General features: G+C 56.6%; 13 protein-coding genes and 7 pseudogenes. 9 read left to right on the top strand and 11 right to left on the bottom strand.

The genetic code is table 11. The features are described 5' to 3' along the window. Nucleotides 1-21 precede the first annotated feature (21 nt). The 5 genes and pseudogenes from HPTL_RS10325 to HPTL_RS11505 all read left to right on the top strand — a co-directional run. Nucleotides 22-1,095: a GDP-L-fucose synthase family protein gene (locus HPTL_RS10325; protein WP_119336187.1), complete on the top strand. Its 1,074-nt coding sequence runs from the start codon at nucleotides 22-24 to the stop codon at nucleotides 1,093-1,095. A 174-nt stretch (nucleotides 1,096-1,269) separates the two neighbouring features. Next, entirely contained in the window at nucleotides 1,270-2,544 is a 1,275-nt protein-coding gene (locus HPTL_RS10320; RefSeq protein WP_119335897.1) for a flippase, read from the top strand. A 9-nt stretch (nucleotides 2,545-2,553) separates the two neighbouring features. Then, on the top strand, nucleotides 2,554-4,911 hold the full coding sequence (locus HPTL_RS10315) for a polysaccharide pyruvyl transferase family protein (RefSeq protein WP_119335896.1): 2,358 nt from the start codon (nucleotides 2,554-2,556) through the stop codon (nucleotides 4,909-4,911). Nucleotides 4,912-4,998: 87 nt separating this feature from the next. Continuing rightward, nucleotides 4,999-6,373: pseudogene (locus HPTL_RS10310) on the top strand (IS701 family transposase). A gap of 70 nt (nucleotides 6,374-6,443) precedes the next feature. After that, nucleotides 6,444-6,662: pseudogene (locus HPTL_RS11505) on the top strand (IS3 family transposase); the annotation flags it as partial. Nucleotides 6,663-6,757: 95 nt separating this feature from the next. Here the strand turns inward: HPTL_RS11505 and istB are convergent. Both istB and istA read right to left on the bottom strand, forming a co-directional pair. After that, a pseudogene (gene istB / locus HPTL_RS10300) lies at nucleotides 6,758-7,406 on the bottom strand (IS21-like element helper ATPase IstB). Beyond that, a pseudogene (gene istA / locus HPTL_RS10295) lies at nucleotides 7,394-8,537 on the bottom strand (IS21 family transposase). Before istA ends, istB begins: the two co-directional pseudogenes overlap by 13 nt. 99 nt (nucleotides 8,538-8,636) lie before the next feature. Here istA and HPTL_RS10290 point away from each other — a divergent pair. The 4 genes and pseudogenes from HPTL_RS10290 to HPTL_RS10275 form a co-directional block, all read left to right on the top strand. Continuing rightward, nucleotides 8,637-8,879: pseudogene (locus tag HPTL_RS10290) on the top strand (IS3 family transposase); the annotation flags it as partial. A gap of 90 nt (nucleotides 8,880-8,969) precedes the next feature. Beyond that, a complete protein-coding gene (locus HPTL_RS10285; RefSeq protein WP_108079952.1) occupies nucleotides 8,970-9,953 on the top strand; it encodes an IS5 family transposase in 984 nt (327 codons plus the stop codon). 150 nt (nucleotides 9,954-10,103) lie between these two features. After that, nucleotides 10,104-10,634, top strand: a complete 531-nt coding sequence (locus HPTL_RS10280; protein ID WP_331838638.1) for a glycosyltransferase family 4 protein — start codon at nucleotides 10,104-10,106, stop codon at nucleotides 10,632-10,634. 45 nt (nucleotides 10,635-10,679) lie between these two features. Then, nucleotides 10,680-11,753 (top strand): MraY family glycosyltransferase, encoded by a 1,074-nt coding sequence (locus HPTL_RS10275; protein ID WP_197713691.1) that lies wholly within the window; start codon nucleotides 10,680-10,682, stop codon nucleotides 11,751-11,753. Nucleotides 11,754-11,756: 3 nt separating this feature from the next. Here the strand turns inward: HPTL_RS10275 and HPTL_RS10270 are convergent, their stop codons facing one another. From HPTL_RS10270 to HPTL_RS10225, 9 genes and pseudogenes are all read right to left on the bottom strand, one after another. Beyond that, nucleotides 11,757-12,920: a GumC family protein gene (locus tag HPTL_RS10270; protein ID WP_197713690.1), complete on the bottom strand. Its 1,164-nt coding sequence runs from the start codon at nucleotides 12,918-12,920 to the stop codon at nucleotides 11,757-11,759. Between the two features lie 13 nt (nucleotides 12,921-12,933). Beyond that, complete coding sequence (locus HPTL_RS10265) at nucleotides 12,934-15,129, bottom strand: SLBB domain-containing protein (RefSeq protein ID WP_197713689.1); 2,196 nt, start codon at nucleotides 15,127-15,129, stop codon at nucleotides 12,934-12,936. A 172-nt stretch (nucleotides 15,130-15,301) separates the two neighbouring features. Next, on the bottom strand, nucleotides 15,302-18,862 hold the full coding sequence (locus HPTL_RS10260) for a YjbH domain-containing protein (protein ID WP_231999988.1): 3,561 nt from the start codon (nucleotides 18,860-18,862) through the stop codon (nucleotides 15,302-15,304). Beyond that, a complete protein-coding gene (locus tag HPTL_RS10255) occupies nucleotides 18,811-19,554 on the bottom strand; it encodes a YjbF family lipoprotein (protein WP_119335890.1) in 744 nt (247 codons plus the stop codon). Before HPTL_RS10255 ends, HPTL_RS10260 begins: the two co-directional genes overlap by 52 nt. Nucleotides 19,555-19,944: 390 nt before the next feature. Next, nucleotides 19,945-20,097: pseudogene (locus HPTL_RS11690) on the bottom strand (CysS/YqeB C-terminal domain-containing protein); the annotation flags it as partial. A gap of 204 nt (nucleotides 20,098-20,301) precedes the next feature. Continuing rightward, nucleotides 20,302-21,711, bottom strand: a pseudogene (cysS, locus tag HPTL_RS11385) (cysteine--tRNA ligase); the annotation flags it as partial. An 84-nt stretch (nucleotides 21,712-21,795) separates the two neighbouring features. After that, nucleotides 21,796-22,230, bottom strand: a complete 435-nt coding sequence (gene dksA, locus HPTL_RS10235) for an RNA polymerase-binding protein DksA (RefSeq protein ID WP_119335888.1) — start codon at nucleotides 22,228-22,230, stop codon at nucleotides 21,796-21,798. 49 nt (nucleotides 22,231-22,279) lie between these two features. Next, a complete protein-coding gene (locus tag HPTL_RS10230; protein ID WP_119335887.1) occupies nucleotides 22,280-22,537 on the bottom strand; it encodes a DUF2442 domain-containing protein in 258 nt (85 codons plus the stop codon). After that, complete coding sequence (locus HPTL_RS10225) at nucleotides 22,530-22,799, bottom strand: DUF4160 domain-containing protein (RefSeq protein WP_119335886.1); 270 nt, start codon at nucleotides 22,797-22,799, stop codon at nucleotides 22,530-22,532. Before HPTL_RS10225 ends, HPTL_RS10230 begins: the two co-directional genes overlap by 8 nt. Nucleotides 22,800-22,814: the final 15 nt, after the last annotated feature.

Below are 22,814 nucleotides of genomic sequence, written 5' to 3'. Positions count from 1 at the left end.
CCCATGCAAACCGACCACGCTATGCCCATTGACGCGCGCATCTATGTGGCCGGCCACTGCGGCCTGGTGGGCTCCGCCCTTATGCGCCAGTTCACGGCGCAGGGCTATACGAACCTGCTCACTCGCACCCACGCGGAACTTGACCTCACCCGCCAGGCGGACGTTGAAGCCTTCTTTGCCGCCGAGCGGCCGGAATATGTCTTTCTCGCCGCGGCGAAAGTGGGGGGCATTTACGCCAACAACACGTATCCGGCGGAGTTCATCCACCAGAACCTAGCCATCCAGACCAACGTCATCCACGCCGCTTGGCAATATGGTGTCAAGCGCCTGCTGTTCCTGGGTTCCTCCTGCATCTACCCTCGAGACTGCCCGCAACCCATCAAGGAGGAATACCTTCTCACCGGGCCGCTGGAGCTTACCAACCGGCCCTACGCCGTGGCCAAGATTGCAGGCATAGAAATGTGCTCGGCCTACAACCGGCAGTACGGGACGCGCTTCCTCGCCGTCATGCCTACCAACCTCTACGGCCCCAACGACAACTACGACCTACAAAACAGCCACGTCATTCCGGCGATGCTGCGCAAATTCCATTTGGCCAAGCTGGCGATGGAAAAGAACTGGTCCGCCGTCGAAGCCGATGAGCGTCTCCATGGTCCTATTCCGGAAGACATCAAGCGCGACCTCTATGCTACTTGTTTCGAAGGCAGACCACCAAGGGTTGTGCTTTGGGGAACTGGAACCCCTCGGCGCGAATTTCTCTACAGCGACGACATGGCCGACGCCTGCATCTACCTCATGAATCTGCCAGACGACAAATTCGACCAACTCCTCAGGCCCGCCACCTCCCTAGAACCTTGTACTTTGCCCCTTGCCCCTCTGGTAAACATCGGCACTGGAACGGACCTCACCATCCGCGAGCTTGCCGAACTCGTGCGGCTGGTGGTTGGGTATGAGGGGGAAATCGTGTTCGATGCCAGCAAGCCCGACGGCACGCCGAGGAAGGTGCTGGATGTTTCCCGCCTCAGAGCCATGGGCTGGCAGGCGAAACACGATTTATGGGCTGGCCTTGTCAAGGCTTATCAAGATGCGTGTTGATCGAAAGTTGCTTCACCATCGCCGACCGCTGAAAAACTCCCCGCGGAAGGAACTGTGCTGACCACCCTCAAAGCGACCTTTGGCAGGCTTCTTGCCTATCAGAGTTGTCGGCGTTACGCAGCAAATATTGCTGACTCGCGTATCTGATACCACCGCTCAGAGCATAAATGGACGATGCAAGGGCTCGAGCATATTCTCAAAAACTTCAGCTGGATGGCAGCCGACCAGGTAGCTCGGACGGTTGCGGGTGTCCTCATCGGCATCTGGATTGCCCGTCACCTGGGACCCAACGACTACGGTGCGCTGAGCCTTGCATTGGCACTTTCCTCCTTGGTAGGTGTGTTCGCTACCCTTGGCCTGAATCGCGCGGTGGTTCGAGAGCTGACCCTTCACGCTAACGAAGAAAAATTTGTCCGCCGCATAGTGGCCTCTACGCTTGTGTGGCGCCTACTTTTTTCGATTCTTTGTTACGTAGCCACGGTAACAATCAGTTTGGTATTTGATCAAGGCAACCCGCTGCTGGTCGGCATCGTTTCTGCCACCCTAGCGTTCACATCGTTTGACGTCATCGATCTGTACTTTCAATCCAAGACAGCATCTCGCTACTGCGTTCTCGCACGCAGCGTCAGTTTCTTCGGCTTCCTCTGCATCAAGGTGGGTCTGCTGCTGGGCAACTCAGGCGTGTTGCATTTTGCGGTCGTCACAACTCTTGAAGCGATGGGCAATGCTCTCGCTCTGTGGTGGGCGATCCGTGCCTTCGGTATCAAGCTCAGTGCTGGCGACATCGATATGCGCTACGGATGGAGCCTAATCGCGCAAAGTTGGCCAGAACTGTTTGCCGGTTTTGCCTGCCTGGTTTTTATGCGCATTGATCAAATCATGGTTGGCAACGTGCTGGGTGACGAAGCTGCCGGTCAATACGCCGTTGCATCGCGCCTTGCTGAGGCCTGGTACTTTATCCCGAGTGCTCTGGTCGCCTCTTCCTTTCCCGCCATTGTTCGACAACGCAGACGTGACCGGGTGCTATACCTCAAGCGCATCCATCAACTCCTGGTCGTACTAGTAGCCATTTCTTATGTCGTTGCAGTGGCGGTAACATTCCTGGCGCCCTGGGCCATCACGAAGCTGTTTGGACAGGCATATACGCGCTCGGCCGATATTCTGGTTGTCCTTGTCTGGAGTGGTTTGTTCGTTTCATTGGGGGTGGTATCTGGCTCCTGGATCATGGCCGAAGCCAAACCCATTTTGAATCTCACTCGAAATGTAATCGGTGCGGTGACCAATGTTGCATTCAACCTCTATCTGCTCCCGCGCTACGGCACCGTTGGTGCAGCCGTCGGCACACTTTTGTCACTCAGCTTTGCATACCTCTTGAGCGACTTTTTAAACCCACAGACCCGCCACATAGGTATGCTCAAACTAAAAGCAATTTTTTTGATCTGTAAGTAGGGGGTTTCTGTGAATCTAAATACTTTATACAAAATTGCGAAATACATTATCATTCCACGTCCGTTCCCGCTGGAAAAGCCCATCGTGCTACAGTTCCCAGTTATCGACATTTGCAATTCGCAATGTCAGATGTGCCGTATCTGGGAAAACAAGAAATCGGACGTCCTCACACCAGAACAGCTAAGGACTGGGCTGCGAAACCCCTTGTTCAGTGAGGTGTCGGTTGTTGGTCTCAACGGAGGCGAGCCCACATTGCGCAAGGATCTTGGGCAACTGACAGCGGTACTTTTTGAAGAGCTGCCCAAGCTGCATACCATATCCCTGATCACCAATGCCTATAAGTACGACGAAGTGATAGCGCGGATCACGGAAGTTGGCGAGGTGGTCAAACAACACGGCGGCAAGCTTGACGTGATGATCTCGCTAGATGGCTTCGGTGAACTGCATGACAAGGTGCGTGGAAAACCCGGCAACTTTGTGCACGCACAGCACGTCATCGAATTTGCCCAAGCTTCCCCGCTGGTGCACAACGTGCGCATTGGGTGCACCATCATCAAAGAGAACGTGTACGGGTTAAGTGATCTGTTAGAATTTTGCCAGTCTAAAGGGCTGTACATAAAGTACCGCCTGGGCATACCGCACCAACGGCTGTACACACAGAACCTGCTTGACCCATATGCGCTTGATGCTGCAGAGAAGTATCACATCGCGGAGTTCCTGGAAGGCTTGATTGCCCACTATGAAACGAGTGAGCGACAGAAGTTCTTCTATCGGTCGCTGATAGACCAAATCGTTCACGCCGCTCCACGCAAGGCCGGGTGCGACTGGCAGCATCGCGGTGCCACTATCACGTCCAAGGGTGAACTGCTGTACTGCGCAGTGCAAAGCAAAGTGCTGGGCAACATCACTAAGCATGACAGCGAACAATTGTATTTCGGAAATGAAGACCATTTGAAGGAGATCCTTCAAGTTCACTGCGCCAGTTGCCACCACGACTACGTTGGTATTCCTCCGCGCGCGCAATACCTCAAGGAGCTAATCCTGCAAGCGGCTGACAAACTGCGCGCAAAAAACCTTCTGAAAAGTGCGTATCGCCACATCTTCAGAAGTGATTACCGCCGCAGGATAGAATTTGCCAAAAGAATCGACAATCTTCGAGCACTTGGTAATACAGCCATACTGTGGCCGTCCAGCGGCAACGGCGTTCGCGTGTTGATTTGTGGTTGGTACGGGACAGAAACCCTAGGCGACAAGGCTATTCTCGGTGGCGTGCTCCAGGCCTTGCGGGAACACCTCGGAACTATCGATGTCGTTCTTGTGTCCCTATTTCCCTATGTTAGCGAAATGACTAGGCGTCAGATGGAAGAGCTCAAAAGCGTCCATATTGTGCCCCGCGAACAAGGCGTACAACTAGCATCCCAGGCAGATTTAGTGGTGTTCGGCGGTGGCCCATTGATGGCGATTGATGAAATAGCAGACATGCTGGTCATTTTCGAGGTGGCCAAAAATGCTGGGCGCAAGACCCTGGTATCTGGATGTGGAGTGGGGCCACTCGGCGCTTCATGGCACAACGAAGCAATCGGGCAAATTCTCCATAAGGCCGACGCACGTATCTACCGCGACGAACAGTCACGCAGCGTCGCCGCCAAGCTGGGTGTAAACGTTGAGACGGATCTGGTTGCCGAAGATCCGGCCTTCACGTGGCTTGCAATCCAACGTCAAACACTTTTGCATACGAAGCGCCCTCACACGGGCAAAATCCTGCTTCTGGGATTGCGCGATTTTCCCTACGAGCACTACGCACGCCACCTGAGTAAAGCAGCTTGTCTAGAAACCAAGCGACGCTGCGAGAAGGCTGTGCTCGAAGCACTGACCCAACTAATTGAGAAATATCCCGATCTAGTCATACGCCCCCTGCCCATGTGCACCAACCATTTTGGTGGTGATGATCGCTGGTACTACCGGCATTTGTTCCGGGGAAATCATCAGCTCGCTGACCGCCTCGACCTTTCTCTGTTGGGCGCAGAGCTCGCTCCCAAAGACTACTGTGACGCTTTTATGCAAGCAACCGTCGCGCTTACCATGCGGTTTCATTCCTTAGTGTTTGCGCTGGCGCTCGAAGTACCCGCAGTGGCTATCGACTATACCCTTGGGCTGGGCAAAGTCTTTGCGCTAGCAGAACGGTTCGGCGTGCCCTACCGCAGCTTGAGCGAAATCGATGCAGACTTCCTCATACGAGAAATTTCGAAACTACTGGAAACGCCTCTTCCTCAGGCGCCTGGGTTTGAGCCCTCATTCACCAGCGCCATGCATACCGCGCTCGGAGTGCTCGACTTTGCGGTATGCAATACCGAGGTCAACCCATGAATCCACTCCGCATCCAGCGTGTCTAATTTGATTGTGTCAAAAAACTACACATCCTCCTATCTTACCCCCTTCCAAAGGGGCGCCTTGATGACACCGGCTGACGAACTGGAGTGCTACCTCACAGAGCTTGCCGAGGTGCTTGGCCACGCCGATCGTCATGCGGGGCTCAAGGACTACTGCCGGGGGCTTCTTTTGCCGATTGCGCGCAAAAGCATCGAACCGATTGCCGCGCACCTCGACCCTGAGCGGGTTCAAGCCAAGCACCAGGCGCTACACCACTTCGTGGCGAAATCTCCGTGGTCGGACGAAGCGGTATTACGCAAAGTGCGCGAAATCGTCGCTCCGCACCTGGCACTCGATGAGGCGTGCTACTGGATCGTCGATGAGACCGGCATTCCCAAACAGGGTCGCCACTCGGTGGGCGTTGCCCGGCAATACTGCGGGCAGGTGGGTAAAAACGAAAACTGCCAGGTCGCTGTGTCGCTCTCTTTGGCAAGCGAGAAAGGAAGCCTACCGATTGCCTTTCGTCTCTACCTACCCGAAGCGTGGGCCAATGACCCCGAGCGGCGCAACAAAGCGGGGGTGCCGGAAACGGTGACGTTTGCGACGAAACCCGAAATCGCACTCAGTCAGATCTCGGAGGCGCTTGCCGCAGGCGTTCCCCCTGGGGTCGTACTTGCCGATGCGGTTTATGGCGACACCACCCATTTTCGCGATCAACTCACCGCGTGGGGTCTTCGCTACGCGGTAGCGGTACGGGAAGCGACCACCGTGTGGCCGCCTGGGGTCGAACCCTTACAACCGGAACCGTACACAGGACGGGGGCGACCGGCCAAAAACCTGCGTCGTAGCCCTGGGCACGAACCGGTATCGGTCAAGGCGCTGGCACTGAGCCTTCCGCAGAGCGCCTACCGGACGGTCACCTGGCGCGAAGGCAGCAATGGGGGTGTTGCGCTCACGCTTTGCCGCGGTGCGGGTACGTGCCGCGCACCGTGACTATTGGCGATCCACCCTTCGCGAACCCGAGTGGCTGCTCATCGAATGGCCGGAAACGGAAAGCGAACCGAGCCACTACTTTCTCTGCACGCTTCCCGAGACCTACTCATTGACGCAGCTGGTTCATACCGTCAAGATGCGCTGGCGCATCGAGCGCGATTACCGCGAACTCAAACAGGAAGTGGGGCTTGGCCACTACGAAGGGCGCAACTGGCGCGGGTTTCACCACCATGCTACGCTCACGATTGCCGCCTACGGCTTTTTGCTCCTGCAACGACTCAAAGACCCTGACAAAAAAAACCGTGCGCTCAGCAAAGCGCCTCCCTTACCCCAAGGGTATATCCCCCGGGGTAGCCCCAAGAGCACAACGCCACGTACCCGACTCGATCGCAACGATTCGCTATTGGATTGCCCAACACATCGCCCGACAGCTTCTGAGGTGTCCCTGCTGCGGGAGAACGCGTAGGTAGAGGGTGAAGAAAAATTTTGTGACACAGTCAAATTAAGGCCGAGCTGCGCAAGGATGCCCTGGAGGGAAAGTTGTAAGGTCATCTCATCGTAAAGAGATGGCCAGACGTGCCGTGAGGGAGCGAGGTATCAGCATTCGCCTGGCCTGCGAAGTCTTCGGCATCAGCGAAACATGCTACCGCTACAAACCGGTTCTGAGTGCAGAGAACGCGGAAATTGCGCACTGGTTGCTCAGGCTTACGGACAAGGAGAAGAACTGGGGATTTGGCCTCTGTTTCTTTTACCTGTGTCAACACCGACCACAATTGACCGCTTTTCACCGATTCGAGATGTCCGGTTTTCAACGGAATGCTGCTTGGCTGCCCAGGCCGTAGATGGTGGGCTACCTGTCTCCTTCTGGTTGGGGTAGGTTAGCCGCTTTGGTCAGGAGCCCGGCTTTGCGCTTTTCCTTGAGCCGGAAGCTCTCGCCCTTGATGTTGAGGGTGGTGGCATGATGCAGCAGCCGGTCGAGAATGGCCGTGGCCACCACTTGGTCGGCAAAGATCTCGCCCCAGTCGGCAAACCCTTTGTTCGAGGTGAGAATGATCGAGCCTTTTTCGTAGCGTCGGGCCACCAATCGAAAGAAAAGGCTCGCTTCCTGTCGTTCAAGCGGCAGGTAGCCGATCTCATCGACGATCAGCACCTTGGGGTAGGTAAGCTGCTGCAGTTGCCGCTCCAGGCGTTTCTCCTGCTGGGCACGCTTGAGCCGGTTCATCACTTCCTCCAGCGTCAGAAACAGCACCCGATGACCCGCTTCGGCAGCCTTCACGCCAAGCGCGATGGCCAGGTGGGTCTTGCCCACGCCCGGTGGCCCTAACAGGATGACGTTCTCTGCCCGCTGCACAAACGCCAGTCCGGCAAGGCTTCGGATCATCGGCAAGAAAGCTGCGGTAGTCGAGCTCTTGCTTTGCCGCTTGTTCGCACAGGGCGTCGAGATTTGCGATCAGGTACTCCATCTTGAGTTGGCGCATCAGGTGCATCAGTTCCATGATGCCGCCTCCGCGTAAGCGGTCAGGCTTCTGGTCTCGACCTTGAGTTCCTGCCACAGCCGGGCATGGTGCTCGGGCACGACGCTCCAACCTGTTCGCTTCGGGCGCAGCCGGTGTTCGGCTACCACCGTGCCTTCGCTGTCGAACACTTTGAGCGTACCGTCCAGGGCCATGTGGATGAATACGGTTTGCTGCCCACACAAGTGTGCGGGCACGCTGTAGCGGTTGCCGCGCACGTCGATGAAGGCATCGAGCGCCACCCGTCGGGTCTTCCGGTAGCTGGTATCGAAGCGCACCGGCGGCAACGGGGCAAGATGCGCGCGTTCCGCTTCGAAGCGCTCGCGCACGACCTCTTTGTGGGTACCGTGCACCCGCTCGTCGGCCACCTCGGCAAGCCACTTTTGGAGCAACCGGTTGAGGTGCGCCAGGCTTTCAAACGCCCGGTGGCGCTGAAGTCTGCGGCCAGTGCGGTCGGCAGGCCTTGGGGCGAAACCCGTAGTGTGCGGCAAGCGCTAAAAAGCCCGGATTGAACCGCACGCCTCCATCGAGCCCGTGGGCAAGCACCGCTGCTTTCTGGTTGTCCACCCAGACTTCACCCGGCACGCCGCCAAAGTGTTCGAAAGCGCGAATCAGCCCCTCGTAGGTGTGTTCGGCATCCGCACACGGGGCCGCCCAGACATGAAAGCGCCGCGAATAGCCCAAGGTATTGACCGCGAAATGAACCCGCAGCAATCGCCCACCCACCTCGGTCTCGATCTGCCCCCAGTCGCTTTGCAATTGCCGCCCCGGCGCGGTCTCAAAGCGCACCGTGCCCTTGGGCTTTCTCTGCGCTTGCTTGGGTCGAATGTAGTCACGCAGAATACTGATCCCGCCGCGGTAGCCCATCGCCTGGATCTCGGCAAAGATCACCGTGGCGTTCCAGACCCCTTCGGCAAGCAGCCGATCCACTTGCGCCTTGTAAGGGTCGAGTTTGCTGGACCGAATCCCGCTTCGCCGTCGCGGCGGCGGCCCACCGCGCAGCAGCGCCCGACGCACGGTTCGCTCCGAGCATCCCACTTCTTCGGCAATCTCACGGAGATAACACCCCTTTTCTCGCATTTCGCGTATCATGAGCCAGTCCTCTCGGTTGAGCATGGCGCTTTCCTTGCTTCTTGACACAACACAAGGATGCACCAGCTTTGTCGGGAGGACATCTCAAACCGGTGTTTTGCGGACATTTACCATCGGTGCTGACACCTGCGCAACGTCAAGGGATTCAGATGGAACCACAAGCGCGTCTACCGGATCTACAAGGAGCTGGAGCTGAACATGCGCATCAAGCCACGACTGAGAATCGTGCGGCAAAGGCCGGAACCGCTGGCCAAGCCTGAAGGGATCAATCAGGTCTGGTCCATGGATTTCATGCACCACGAGCTGGAGAGCAGGCGCAAGTTCAGACTGTTGAATGTCATCGATGATTACAATCGCGAGGGGCTAGGGACACACTGATTTATTCGCAGATCGATGGGCTGAACTCATCCCTGACATGCGACAATTGAAGTACTGACATTTGATAGGCACTTGACGATGCAAGCGAGCTTTTCCGAACTTGAATATGCGAGCAAGAAGAAAGTGACGCGGCGCGACCGGTTTCTTGCCGAAATCGACGCGGTAACGCCTTGGTCGGCGCTGGTGGCCGAGATCGAACCGTTCTACCCGAAGGGAACCGGACGAGGCCGGCCGCCGATTGGCGTGGAACGCATGCTGCGCATGTATATTGCCCAGCAGTGCTTCGGATTGTCCGATGAAGGGATCGAAGACGCCATCTACGACAGCCAGGCCATCCGGCGCTTCGTTGGCATCGACCTGTCGCGGGAGTCTGCGCCCGATGCCACCACCCTGCTCAAGTTTCGCCGCCTGCTGGAAAAGCACCATCTGACCGAGCGCATCTTTGCTGCCATCAATACCGTGCTGGCGCAGAAGGGTTTGATCCTCAAGGAAGGCACGGTCGTTGATGCCACGATCATCGCCGCACCGTCCTCGACCAAGAACCGAAGCGGCAAGCGCGATCCGGAAATGCATCAAACCAAGAAGGGCAATCAGTGGTACTTTGGCATGAAAGCCCACATTGGCGTCGATGCCGAAACCGGCATCACCCACACGCTGGTGACCACCCCGGCCAACACCAATGATGTCACCCAAGCCCATGCCCTGCTGCATGGAGAAGAGAAAGTGGCCTTTGGCGATGCGGGCTACCAGGGCGTCGAGAAGCGGCAAGAGAACCGCAACGGCAAGGTTCGATGGGAAGTCGCGATGCGTCCGGGCAAACGCAAGGCGCTGCCGAAGACGGCGATGGGCAGATTGATCGACAAGATCGAGCAACTCAAGGCAAGCGTGCGTGCCAAGGTCGAGCACCCGTTTCACATCGTCAAGAACCTCTTCGGCATGAAGAAGGTACGCTACAAGGGATTGGCGAAGAACACTGCGCAGCTCTACACGCTCTTTGGGTTGGCGAATCTGCTGATCGCCAAGCGGCAATTGTTTGCGCTCAACGCCCAAGGTGCGTCCTGAGAGGGGCGAAATGAGGAAATTCGCCGAGAAACGGGGCGAAAGCCAGCCGAAAATGGCGGCAAAAAAGACATTTCTTGCCCACCGAGGTGTCAATGTCGAAGGGATACGGTCACTCTCGCTCATTTCCAGTCAAATGCTGATTTGTTCAGCGTGTCCCTAGTAGCGCACATGCTGCGCGAAAAAGGAGTGCTCGAGTTTGTAGCCGCAGCGCGCCGCATCAAAGCGAATTACCCTGAGGTACGTTTCGTACTGGTTGGAGGATTACATCCCAATCCAGGAAGCATCCAAAAAGAAGAAATCGAGTCTTGGGTGCGAGAAGGAGTGGTGGAGTGGGCTGGTCAGGTTGCCGATGTGCGTCCTTGGTTAGCGCAAACCAGTGTATTTGTGTTGCCTTCTTATCGAGAAGGGGTACCTCGAAGTACACAGGAAGCGATGGCGATGGCGCGGCCAGTGATCACTACCGATGCGCCTGGTTGCCGTGAAACGGTCATGGATGGGGTCAATGGCTTTTTGATTCCGCCAAGAGATGTCGATGCATTGGTGGCGGCAATGGAGCGGTTTATTGCCAACCCGAATTTGATCCGTTCCATGGGGACAGAAAGCCGTCGTTTGGCAGAAGAGCGGTTTGATGTCCGCGTTGTAAACCAACGCTTGATGCAGATTCTGGGAATTACTTCATAAAAGCGTGAGGGATCGATGACTACTTTTGGACTAGTTGTGCTTGTCATGGCTGCGGTGGTTGCATGGTCTGTTACAGCGGTCATTGTGCGATGGAGCCATTGGCATCACCATTTGACAGCGGATCATGATTTGAATGGTGTGCAGAAATTTCATGCTCAGCCCGTTCCTCGAATTGGTGGTGTCAGTATTCTGTTGGCATTGTTGCTGGCATGGAGTGCTTCTTGGTTGTGGGAACAGCAATCCCCAGATGCGGTTTTTCTTCTGTTGGCGGGGCTGCCGGCTTTTGCGACAGGCCTTGCTGAAGATTTGACGAAACGTGTTGGGGTGTTACCTCGGTTGTTGGCAACAGGGATTTCTGCTGCATGGGGCATGGGGTTGGTAGGTTCGGTATTGAACCGATTAGGGATTCCGGGGGTGGATGATCTGTTGAGTAACGTGCCATTTCTGGCCTGGGTGCTGACGATGGTGGCGGTAGCGGGAGTGGCGAACGCAATCAACATTATCGATGGCTTCAACGGTCTTGCCTCTGGTTCGTCGATCCTGATGTTTTCAGCTTTTGGGCTGGTGGCATGGCAGCTGGAAGATGCCTTGCTTTTGCAGGTGTGCTTGACGATGATCGGAGCACTCCTTGGTTTTATGGCTTGGAATTGGCCCGGCGGAAAAATTTTCTTGGGTGATGGAGGGGCCTATCTGGTCGGTTTCGTGTTGGCGGAAGTTGCTGTGCTTTTGGTGGTACGCCATCCGCAAGTTTCGCCGTGGTTTTGCTTGCTCGTTTGTTCTTATCCGGTTACGGAAACGCTTTTTTCAATTTGCCGCCGTAAATTCTCTCGAGGTGCTTCACCAGGACTTCCAGACCGTATGCATTTGCACTCTTTGGTATATCTGCGCCTTGTTCGGTGCAGTTCTAACCCGTGTTCCCGTACAGTAGCACGCAATTCTGCTACTTCGCCTTATCTATGGGTGCTCACCCTAATTGCGGTTTTTCCCGCTGTTTTGTGGTGGCAATATCCCGCGGTGATGGTTGTGTCGTGTGCCCTCTTTGCGGTGGTCTACATTGGGTTTTATAGGATGATCGTTACATTTAGCACACCAAAGTGGTTGATTCGCCGGCTGAACTAAAGATTAGCGTTTCCCTAAGCCTAAATTTGATCGAATAACAGCGATCTTTGCTCTGGCTTCAGGGTCTTCTTGGGCATTGCGCCAGGCACGGCGCAGGAAAACGAAAAGTACGAGAATAAAACCAGTTCCCAGCGTTACCAAAACGGCGATCAGTCCCCGTTTGGGTTTGCTTTTGTAATCTGGCGGTACAGCGGGGTCGATCACCTGGATGAGTGGGGCGTCACGCGCTTCGTCGGCCCGCGCCAATTCATACTGTTTGGCGTACATTTCGAACAAGGTTTCGTAGTATTTGAAGTCGCGGTAGCGGGCAATGTAGTCGGCGCTGTTCCGGTCGCCCGCGTGGCCTCCAGCCTCCAGCTTAGCCAGTTGAGCGCGCAGTGCAGCAATTTCTCTTTGGGTTTGTTGGACTTCCGGGGCATTTTCCGCTAAAAAGCCACGCAAACGTCCCAGGCGGACCTCGGCAGCGGCAATTTGTGCCTGCAACTGGGCGACATTACCCACGGCAGCATCTGGGCTGTTTTTGATGGTGTCTGGGCTCAAGCCGGATGCTTGCAGCGCTTGCTGAGCGGCTGTGAGTTTGTCTTTGGTCTCTTCCAACAGTTTTTCAAAAAAGAGCCGCCGCTGTTGCGCTTCGGTAACGGCAAGCGTTCCCAATAGGTTTTTGAGTTCTTCAACGTACGCATTGGCTAAGTTTGCCGCGAATTGGGGATCTTTGTCATCCACAGAGATGGTGATCAAACCGTCTTTTCCCGTTTGTATGTCCGCAATTTTTTCTAATGCCTTATACATGGATAAGCGGTACTCTTGTTCATACCGAGCCATGAGCTGAAAACGGTCGATCAGCCGATCGGCTATGGACCGACTTCTGAGTATGGCTACGTATTGGTCAGCAGGGTTTTTGAGTCCGGTAGCAGCAGAGGCCAATCCCCCCGCCGCCCCCAAGCTCTGAAGAATGGCTGCAGCGCTGCTTTGCAGTTGTTGTGGGGGCAGGATGGTGGTGGTAGCAGTGTAGGTGGGGGGTATCACGAACGAAATACCAAGTGCAGCCAACCCCGCAAGGAGCGGCCCAAACAGAAGCAGTTTCCAGGATTCAGCGAGGGTTGCGATGAGATCGAGCAGGTCGATCTCATCTTCGGGTGGCATCATCGCTTCTGTGTTGTGGTTCATGCGATTCCCCCAATTACAGCGAATTGAGCGCAGCCAGACCAAGACCCAGGTTGGAGAAGATTTGGGTGATGTCTTTCAGGTTACGCATGAAGAAGCTCCATTTGGTTTCGCGGTCTGCTTTGAAGGGAACCACGACGGTATCGCCGGGCATGAGCAGCTCACCCTGAATTCCTGCAAACCAAGAGGAGCGGTCGCGATTGGCAACAACCGTGCCGTCCGCGCGCAGGACGAAAATTTCTGCCGTTTCCGCGTCGTCACTCACGCCAGCAAGCCGCAAGGCATCGCCGACGGTAATTCCTTCACGCCAAACCAGCGCGTTTTCATTACGCACGGCGCCAAATACCGCGACGAAAGAGGGGCGCGGTGGCACAACGATGCGGTCTCCATCCTCCAAAGTGATGCTGGGAAGCGCATCCAGCGGTAGATCAATTTCTGGCTTCAGGTGCAGCGCAAAGCGTCCCGAGCTCTTCTGTTGGCGGAGCAGGTCCAATTGCCGTTTTGCAGTGTTGCGTTGCTGGTCGCGCAGAATTTTCACCTGTTCACTGGTGAGACCCGCGACATTGCTCAAAGTCTCTCCAGATTGGTCGAACAGTGAGCGTTCCAGTTGCGTGATCAGTTTGTCGAGGTTTGCCTGTTGTTGTTGGCGAACGGATTCGCGGGTAATTGCTAACCCGTACAGGTAGGCTTGCGGGGTAACGCCCCCGATGCGGGCAAGGAGTTGTGGCAGGGTTTCGTCTGGCGCCACTTCGTAGAGGCCCGGTGCTGCTACTTCGCCTTCAACCAGAACGAAACGAGAACGGCGACGCAAGGGCAGCGTCATGTCTTTGTGATCGAACACGGTCACGACGTCACCCGGCTCCAGAGGGAGGTTGTGCGCGGGGTCCCGTTGCAACACCGCTTTTCCCAAATTGAAGGGGATGAGACGCTTCCTGAGGGTTTGGCGGTCCAAGCGTTCGATGACGGCGTAGTCCCAGTTGATGGAGAGGTGTTCGACGCGTATTTGATTAAGCGGGTCACCAGCTGGCTTCAACGTCATGACCCGTTGGTTGAGTTGGCGGTAGTAGTCCGGCTTGATGAGTGCTTGCGCGTCCGGGATGAGATCAAGGATGCGCATTCCGGGGAACCAAGCATAACGGAGCGGACTGGCCACGTGACCTTGCAGCGTTACTGTTTCCCCGAATGCAGGTTGAAGCGCAAATAGGCGAATGATATCGCCATCTTTCAGCGGAGTTTTTAGGCCGTTCGCATCGAGCGCCACTACGATCACACGTCGAGGAGCTTGCGGGTCTTTGGCGTCGATCCGTTCAATGATCGCTTTTTGTGGCGAGGCGAGCGCGGGCAAGCCACCAGCCAGCTCGATAACCTCACCCAAGGTGCCGCCGGTGTGCGGCAATTCGTAAATGGCTGCACTGTCGACTGCGCCTGTGAGTGCCACTTGTGGCCCGACGGGTGGGATAGTAATGACGTCCCCAGGCTGCAATGTGATGTCTTTGCTTGTATCCCCACGGGTGATGAAATCATAGAGGTCAATGCGTCCGATTCGTTTTCCTTGGCGACGCACTTCGATGGCGCGCATGGTGCCAGTTGGCGCAGGGCCGCCACTTGCGAAAAGGGCATTGATTACGGTAGAGAGGTTGGAAAGGGTATAGGTGCCAGGTGCTGCTGCATGGCCGACCAAATAAACTTGGATGGCACGCAAGCGCGCAATTTTGGCTGCGAGCTGGAAGTTGGTGTAGACCTTGGCCATGTGTTGACGAAGCACGCGCTCTAGATCTGCGGCACGCACGCCAGCCAAGGTGATGGGACCAACGGTGGGAATGGTGACGCGTCCATCTGGGTCGATGCGGAAGGTGTACTGGAGGTTTGCGGCACCGGTGAGGTCGAGTTGGATTTCATCGCCGGGACCCAGAATGTAATTGTCTGGGGGTTGCGTGTTCAAGACAGGAGCGTAGAGTTGTGGGGTAGAAAAGAATTGGCTGCCATAAATGGGTAAGAGCTGACCGGTATTTTCTTGGACGAATTGCTGGAATAAGGTTGGGCCATATTGCGGGCGCTGAGGTGTAATCACGGGTTGGGACTGCTCCCTAGATTGCATTCCAGAGGGCTCCGCTTCAGATGGCACATTGGATTGCGCAGAAGAGGCGGGCGTTTGTTCAAAATTGGGTTGAGCGAAGGTGGCATCACTTGGCACGGTAGTGGTGTTGATCATGCCGTTGGGTAATGAGGAGGAATTGGGGGTGGTAAACGTGTGAGTCGTCAATGTGGTACTGGATTCGTTTTGCGAGTACGCAGTGATAGCGGTTAGCGAAAGCCCAAGGCTAAGGAGCGTTAGTGATAGTTTTTTGCGCCAATGAGTAAGGCAATTCATAGTTTCCACCCCATCAAAATTCCCAAGCCATCAATACCCGTTTTTCGACCGGATCGATGCCAATACGAAAATCGCGATTTTGTTGATCGTAGGTATCGACGAGCGTGCCAATCGCGTAGCCCAAGAGGCCTCCGGCAACGGTATCCGAGAACCAATGCTCCCGTGATTGTACCCGACCAAAGGCGGTTGCAGCAGCCAGCCCGTAGAGCCACGGGGCGTCGTAACGCCGTGCAATGGGCGTTGCCAGAGCGAATGCCAGGGTCACGTGACCTGATGGAAAGCTGGCTTTTCTGAGGCTTCGTCCCAAGGAAAAAACGGTTGCTGAGTTTCCTTCGCGTGGCGCAGCGCGGCCAAAAAGGTATTTAGCAGTTAGTTCTGTTCCCAGCGCGATTCCGGCGGCTTTGAGCGCAGTCCAGCCGGTATCGGAAGCGTAATCGTCGTTGCTGCTCCAGAGCAGGGTGGCCCCAAGCGCTAGCCCCCAGGGAATCAGGTTGGTTGCATTACCCAGCTTGTTGTAGGTACCCGATTGGTGCCGTTTTGCCCAGTCGTCGAACTTGGTATCAAACCGGTGGGCGGCAATGGTAAGCCCGCCGCCCAAAAGGGCCGCTTTGCCCCATGACACATGGTCCAAAAGGTTGAATGTGCCTACGAGCGTGTCACCAAAATCCGCCAATGCCTCTTGCGGACCAGGGATCGATGGCGCGTTTTGATCGGTTGCTGGGTGGAGTCGCGAAGTTCTACGATCGCGACTGCGCGTGAGTTCATAGAGCGACTGAGCCCGATACAGTCTTGCGCCGCCATCGCGGGTCAAGGGGTTCCACAAAAAGTTTGCGGTTCCTGGGGTTGTTCGCGGCAGCATGGCATCGAATGGGATTGTGACATAGATGCCTTTATCGAAACTTCCTTCGCCGAATTGCGCTGCAGAGACATCGGTTTTGGTGGCATAGGCGCCCAGGGTGACACCGTTATCGAACGTACGACTGAGTTCAAGCGTTACGCCGCGGTCTTTTGCCAGATATTGGCCTACTTGGAGTTTGGCTTGAATGCCGTGCCAGCGGGTGTTCCAATAGAGTGTCGCGTGCCCGGTGAGGGTATGGTAGTGACGCAATGAGAAATCTTGTTCAAAGGCGCGTTGTTTGACCCAGTTGAGATCGACGCCGAACGCCCAGTTGCCTTGCCATGGGCGATAGAGCCATTCGGCGCCGATGCCGGCAAACATGGGTTCGAGAAGACCACCATAAAGGCTGTAGTAGTGGTTCCGATTCAGCTCACCCCAGTGGGTAATTTGTAAATTGGGGATCGTTACAGACGATGTGGTGAGGTATTCCCGCAAGTAGGTACGAACCCGTGGGAGTTGGCTAGGCGCGGTGTATTTGAACTGTTCATAATTGTCGAGCAAACGGGCATTGATGCGGCCAGAGAGCCAGGTTCGTTCGCCAAAATGCCACGTAAATGGGGCGGTAGCGCCAGTCTGGTAAAGGATGAATCCGTCTGGACCACCGATGGTTTGTGTCCAGTAGGGTGCAAGCCCGATTTGGAAAGAGTCGGTTTCGTTTGCCCAAAGTGTGTAGGGTTTTTCTAGGGGTTGCCTTCCTGGTGGATAGAAGCGTAAGGGGTCTGTTCGATCATAATAGGCAGTGTAGCGAATTTTTTTGCGAACCCAGTCGCCTCGGTCAATTTTTTGGCTGGCAATTTCCACACCGTGGGCGGTTTCGATAAGCCAAAAGGCTTTGATTTCTGCGGGGGCGGCAGCGTGCAAGATGGCTGTGATGCGGTCTATTCGCCCGATCCAATAGGCGCCTTCGGTTTTGTCCAGTACCAAGACGAGCGCGGCGCCACGTTTTTCAATCCGTAAAACGCGCCACTGGGTGTGCCGCTCGATCTCTTGTGCGACTTCTGCCCAGTTGGCTGGTTCCGTTGGCGCTTCGGGGCGGATGATGGGTTCCGGTGGGTCGAGCAATTTGGGGATGGAGAGTCTGTTGAGTCCGCCGTGAAAGGTGAATCCAAGCATCGCCTCTTTCCCGCCACGTTCTATTGCGGCGTGAAGATCCACCGAAGGAGATACTTTCCAGACCAGCCCGACGTTGAAGGAGGCGCCTTGTTTTTGATTGTTGTCTTGTGGTTCGTGGCGGTAGTCGTTTCCTTCGTATTCGATTTTTAGATTGAGGTCCGGTAGGATGTCGTGAATTTCGACTCCGCCAAAGAGCGCGGCGCGGCCACGGAAATAGGCGTTGGTGTTGAGCGTGCCGCCAGCCGAATCATTGCGCGACCGGACATCGAACTGTTTGCCGAAAAGAAGCGAGAAGGGGTTTTTCAGGTCTCCGCGCCCAGCAAGATAGCCCCAGCCGATGCCCAGAGAGAAATCAAGGTTACGCCACCGTTTGCTGGCCACAAGGTACTCACTGGAAAAGAGGCCGGTCCCGCCAATGTCGATGGCACCCAGTGCAAGCGCCGGAGTGTGAGCGGTTTCTTCATGGAGCAGGAGTTTGAGGTCGATACTTTTGTCTTTGTAGGTTTGATCCCCAGCAATTTCAGGACCGTACAAGCGGTTGGCGATATCGGTGTAGCGAAACCCGGCTTCCAGCCAATCGGTGGGTTGGAAGACAACGGAACCACGGTTATAGGGATAGACTCGGCTGAAATGAAAACGCATGGTTCCAGCAGGGGCCATTCGTGCTGAAGGGGTTTGCAAAAGCCCAGCGAAGCCCCAGTCGTTGGCAGTGGCGGTAATGCTGCGTTGTTTTTTCAGGTCATCGGCCAAGCCTTGTGGTATCGCCGGATGTACAGCTTCATCTATGTCAGGATAGGCCGGTCCTTGCGTGGCCAAGAACGCAGTGAGTCGGGGTGTGATGTTTGCCAACCGGGTATCATTTCGGGGAGGCGCCCAGATCCAAGCGCCCGGGGCCGGCGGATTTTGTTCGCTTGTGTTCCAGTTGGCGATCGCGGCCTTTTCGATGCGACCGTCGGGCTGCACAATGTACGCGTAGTCACGTGCTTTCGCTTCGCCGCAGACGCGCAAGTAGGCGAGCACGTAGGCTCCGGGAGTGTACCGAATATGGCAGCGGAAACCGTCATGGGTGATGACCGTGACACTTTGCGGGTAAGGGTTGAGAACAACCCGTCTGTTTGCGGTAAGTGGTGGGTCGAATTTGGGATGGGCGAGTAACCAGTATGGATCAGGTTTTTCTAGGATAAGACGTCCTGTCGTTGGGAGCCTTGATATCCATTCCGTAAAACGTCGCCGTACATCTATGTCTGCCGCTCGCTCATCGAGCGCAAAATCGACCAGAAGTTGGCGTTTGAGGTAGGCCTGTTCCTCTGCGGCTTCCTCATCGAGCACCATGAGTCCTAGCAGGTAAATGTTGGTGAGATCTTGTTCAATGAGCCATGAGGCGACTGTCTTGTCTTGTTTGTCTTGTAGCCCCCCTTCTGCAGCGAGTGAAGGGTTCGCAATCAGAGCGGAAAAGCAAAGAACAAGCGTAGTAAGAAAGAGAATGTTACCGAGGTATGGAGCACGCCGCATCAGTTCGTTTTTCGGGAGTTTTCTGGTTGCCAAGCTTGCCAGGCAAGGCAAAGTTGGGGATCTAGACAGACTTCCGCGTATATCACCAGAGGAACTGGAGCTTTAAGAACCGCATAGCGAGCAGGCGGGAGATGTGCGGTTTCGCTGGCGGCGGACGAGAGGGGTTCGGTGCGTTCTTCGAACCACTGCAGTTCGGTTGCGGCCACGTTTACCAAATGGTATGTCTTTGGAGGAGGAATTCGACTGAGTGTGAGCCGTTCAGTAATGCCAAAACGGTATCCAGGCATGAGGTCACGCGTGCGCTGATAGTGCCAGGGACCGGATTCGTTCAGGGTGCGTTCCCACGAGGGTAAATCCTGATAACGAACATCGACCCAATCTGTGGTAAGACCAGCGGTAGCGACGATCCGGCCATCTTCGATTTGTAGCACTTCGCCCTGCTGGCTATACCAAACCGAGCGTATTCTACCAAATTTGGCAGGAGCATCGTAGCCTTTGACGAGGTACGCGACGCGGTCTCCGGCTGTGACACGGAGGTAGGCATAGGCGGGATTTAGTTGGGGCTGGATAGCATTACGGGTATGAGGAAGCAGCGTTGTTACGGTTCCGAAAAGACTCTTCGACTCGGGGGTGCAACCGTATAAAGAAATAATTAAAAGAGAAAAGAGAAAAAGCTTCATAAACGGACAAGGAAAAAGGCCGAAGAACGCGCTTCGGCCTTTTTCAGCGAATTTTTGCGACAAGGTTATTGCGTCGTACCGGTTGTTCCTGTAGTGCCGGTTGTGCCGCCATCACTACCGGATGCCGCTGCTACGGCTGCAACCGCTAACACACCTAGACCTACTGCAGCACCGATACTGATTCCACCTATTGCCGCGCCAGTTGCAGCTGTTGCACCTGCGCCACCAGCAGCCCCAGTGCTTGCAGCTGAGCCAGCACCTGAACCTGCTGCGCCTGTTCCCGGAGCTGCGCCACCCTGCGGCACTTGAGCGAATGCTTGGCTACTGGTCAGGAATAAAGAGAATAATAAGGCTGGGACGATGCGTTTGTTCATGGCGATCACTCCTGATGGGACATATCCATCATTGTACAAAGAGATTCCTGTAAGTCAACATTTTTGTGTTCAAAAAATTTCAAGTTATTTTCCGCCGCCACGAAGTGCCGCTGGGGGTGTCTTCGAGGATGATGCCTGCTTCCAGGAGTTGTGCGCGAATGGCGTCGGCGCGGGCGAAGTCGCGTGCTTTGCGGGCGGCGGCCCGTTCCGCGATGAGCGCTTCGATGGTTTCCGGGGTGAGCGGGTGGGTCAGGGTGCCAGAAGCAGGGGCAGCGCCCGCGGTATCCGCAGCGCAGGTGCGGTCAGCACCCGCGGTGCCCGTGTCCGCGGTTGGCGGGGTGGTCGGGTTGGGGTGCGCCGGGACGTCGGGACTGGGTTCGCTTTGGCCAGATGCCGCTGTGTGGGGCGTGGCGATAGTAGGTTGGGCTGGGAGGCCCTGGCGCCAGGCTGGTAGGCCGGTGTAGAGGAGCCCGAGGAGTTCGGCGCTGGCCAGGAACGCCGCTTTGCGCTCCGGCGTGGGTTGGGCGCGCAGTTCTGCGGCGAGTTCGTGGAGCGCCGCAAGGGCTGCTGGGGTGTTGCAGTCGTTCGCCAGCGCGGCAACGACCGCTGGGTGGGCACCAAGGCCGAGGAGTTGCGGGGCGGGGTTTGCAGCGGGGGCGCTTGAGGCGGTTTCTGCGGTCAAGGCGCTTGGGTGGTGGGCGTCCTGAGGCGAAAGGCCCGGGTAGGCGGGGTTGGGGCCTTGAGTGGCGTCCCACGGGGTGTGGGTGGGGCCGAATCGTTGGGTGAGTTGGGTGATGCGGGTTTCCGAGAGACCGATGGCGCGGCCCCATGCGGTGAGGTCGATCGCGGCGGGCGGGATTTCCGCGGTGCGCGCAAGCGTGGTGTAGAGGCGGTCGAGCGCGCGCGCGGCTTGCGCGAGCGCTTCGGGGGTGAAGTCGAGCGGTTTGCGGTAGTGGCCCGTAAGGAGCACGGCGCGGATCACTTCGCCCGGGTATTGGGCGAGGAGTTCGCGCACGGTGCGGAAGTTGCCGAGCGATTTGGACATTTTTTCGCCGGCGATGGTGAGGTAGCCGTTGTGCATCCAGTAGCGGGCGTATTCGCTGGTGCCGTGGGCGCAGCAGCCTTGCGCGATTTCGTTTTCGTGGTGGGGGAAGATGAGGTCTTGCCCGCCGCCGTGGATGTCGATGGGAAGCCCCAGGTGTTTGGCGATCATCGCGGTGCATTCGATGTGCCAGCCCGGGCGGCCGCGGCCCCACGGGGAGTCCCAGCCGGGGAGTTCGGGCGGGGAGGGTTTCCAGAGGACGAAGTCGGCCGGGTCTTTTTTGTACGGGGCGACTTCGACACGCGCGCCGGCGATCATTTCGTCGCGCTGGCGGTGGGAGAGGCAGCCGTAGGAGGGGTCCGAGGGGACGTGGAAGAGGACGTGCCCTTCGGCTTCGTAGGCGTGGCCGCGGGCGATCAGCCGCTCGATGAGCGCGATCATCTCCGGGATGTGGTCGGTGGCGTAGGGTTCGACGTCGGGCGGGAGCGCGCCGAGTTGAGCGATGTCTTCGTGAAACGCCTGGGCGTAGCGTTCGGCGAGTTGCCGGATGGGGATGCCTTCGGCTGCGGCGGCGGCGTTGATTTTGTCGTCGACGTCGGTGATGTTGCGCGCGTAGCGGACGGTGGGGTAGGCCAGGCGCAGGAGGCGCACGAAGGTGTCGAAGACGACGACGGGGCGGGCGTTGCCGATGTGGATGTAGTTGTAGACGGTGGGGCCGCAGACGTAAAGCGTGATGCGGTTGGGGTCGGCCGGGGTGAAAAGGCGGTCGCTGCGGGTTCGGGTGTCGTGAAGGGTGATCTGCATCGGCGTAACGGGCATGGGTGCGGGCAAAACGGTTTGCGGCGAAGAAACCGGGAGGCGCCAGCTCGAAAAAAGTGCGCGCGGCGGTTACCCGGCGCGCAGTTTTTCCATCCGTTCGTGGCGTTCTTGCGCTTCGATCGAGAGCGTGGCGGTGGGGCGCGCGAGGAGGCGTCTGAGACCGATCGGCTCTCCGGTCTCTTCGCAGTAGCCGTAGGTGCCTTCGTCGATGCGTTTGAGCGCTTCGTCGATCTTTTTCATGAGTTTGCGTTCGCGGTCACGCACGCGCAGTTCGAGCGCCTGTTCTTCTTCGATGGTGGCGCGGTCGGTCCAATCCGGGGTGGCGACGTTCTCTTCCGCGAGGTGCTGCGTGGTTTGTTGCGCGTTTTCCATGAGTTTGCGCTTTTCTTCGAGGAGCAGCCAGCGGAAGAACGCGAGTTGCCGTTCGTTCATGTACTCCTCTTCGGGCATCGCGAGGAGTTCTTCGACGGTGGGTAAATCCGCAGGTTTGTTGCTGAGGTCCATGGGGTTCTCCTCTTCCCGTTTGGTTGGCGGGTAAGGTGGCGATTGTACCTTAGGTCGTTGCCAATGTGCGTGGGGTTACGGTTTTTTGGTACAGCGTGGCAGGGGAGAGTTCGAGGCCATTGGGCCAGCAAAGTGCTCCGGCATCGAGGAAAAAGCGCTGAAAATAGGTTTCGTCACGCAGCGGCTCCAACAGAGGGCCTTGTCGCTGCAGGAGTGCTTTACCGTCCAAGATGCCGTGCTGGCCATCAGAGAAGGTGAGGTCGATTTGGTAATTACCGCGATAGGTTGCGTGAATGATTTTAATCATCGAGGTCGGCTCCGGGGATGCGTTCCAAAGGTTCGAACCGTTGCGCCCGCGCCCAGTTGTCAAGGAGTGCATTCTGGTGTTTCAAACACCATTCTTTGACGATGGCGGCGGCTTTCTTAGGTAGCGTTCCTTCCAGGATTTGACCGCTGCGGATTTCGACTAGTGCTTCAAACCCTTGGTAAGAGACGTGGATATGCGGCGGTGGATGGTCGTCATGCCACATGCGGACGAGGATACCAAAGAAGGTCGCGATGATGGGCATACGAAATCTCGGTGT

It is taken from the genome of Hydrogenophilus thermoluteolus (assembly GCF_003574215.1).
GTDB lineage: Bacteria > Pseudomonadota > Gammaproteobacteria > Burkholderiales > Rhodocyclaceae > Hydrogenophilus > Hydrogenophilus thermoluteolus.
Note: the sequence above shows the minus strand (reverse complement) of the source record. Positions and strands in the feature narration are given on the sequence as shown.

What these genes read in the sequence shown, in the direction of transcription:
- HPTL_RS10225 (WP_119335886.1), bottom strand. Translation starts at nt 22,799, where the DNA reads ATGCCCATCATCGCGACCTTCTTTGGTATCCTCGTCCGCATGTGGCAT.
- HPTL_RS10325 (WP_119336187.1), top strand. Translation starts at nt 22, where the DNA reads ATGCCCATTGACGCGCGCATCTATGTGGCCGGCCACTGCGGCCTGGTG.
- HPTL_RS10230 (WP_119335887.1), bottom strand. Translation starts at nt 22,537, where the DNA reads ATGATTAAAATCATTCACGCAACCTATCGCGGTAATTACCAAATCGAC.
- dksA (WP_119335888.1), bottom strand. Translation starts at nt 22,230, where the DNA reads ATGGACCTCAGCAACAAACCTGCGGATTTACCCACCGTCGAAGAACTC.
- HPTL_RS10270 (WP_197713690.1), bottom strand. Translation starts at nt 12,920, where the DNA reads ATGAACCACAACACAGAAGCGATGATGCCACCCGAAGATGAGATCGAC.
- HPTL_RS10275 (WP_197713691.1), top strand. Translation starts at nt 10,680, where the DNA reads ATGGCTGCGGTGGTTGCATGGTCTGTTACAGCGGTCATTGTGCGATGG.
- HPTL_RS10320 (WP_119335897.1), top strand. Translation starts at nt 1,270, where the DNA reads ATGCAAGGGCTCGAGCATATTCTCAAAAACTTCAGCTGGATGGCAGCC.
- HPTL_RS10285 (WP_108079952.1), top strand. Translation starts at nt 8,970, where the DNA reads ATGCAAGCGAGCTTTTCCGAACTTGAATATGCGAGCAAGAAGAAAGTG.
- HPTL_RS10265 (WP_197713689.1), bottom strand. Translation starts at nt 15,129, where the DNA reads ATGATCAACACCACTACCGTGCCAAGTGATGCCACCTTCGCTCAACCC.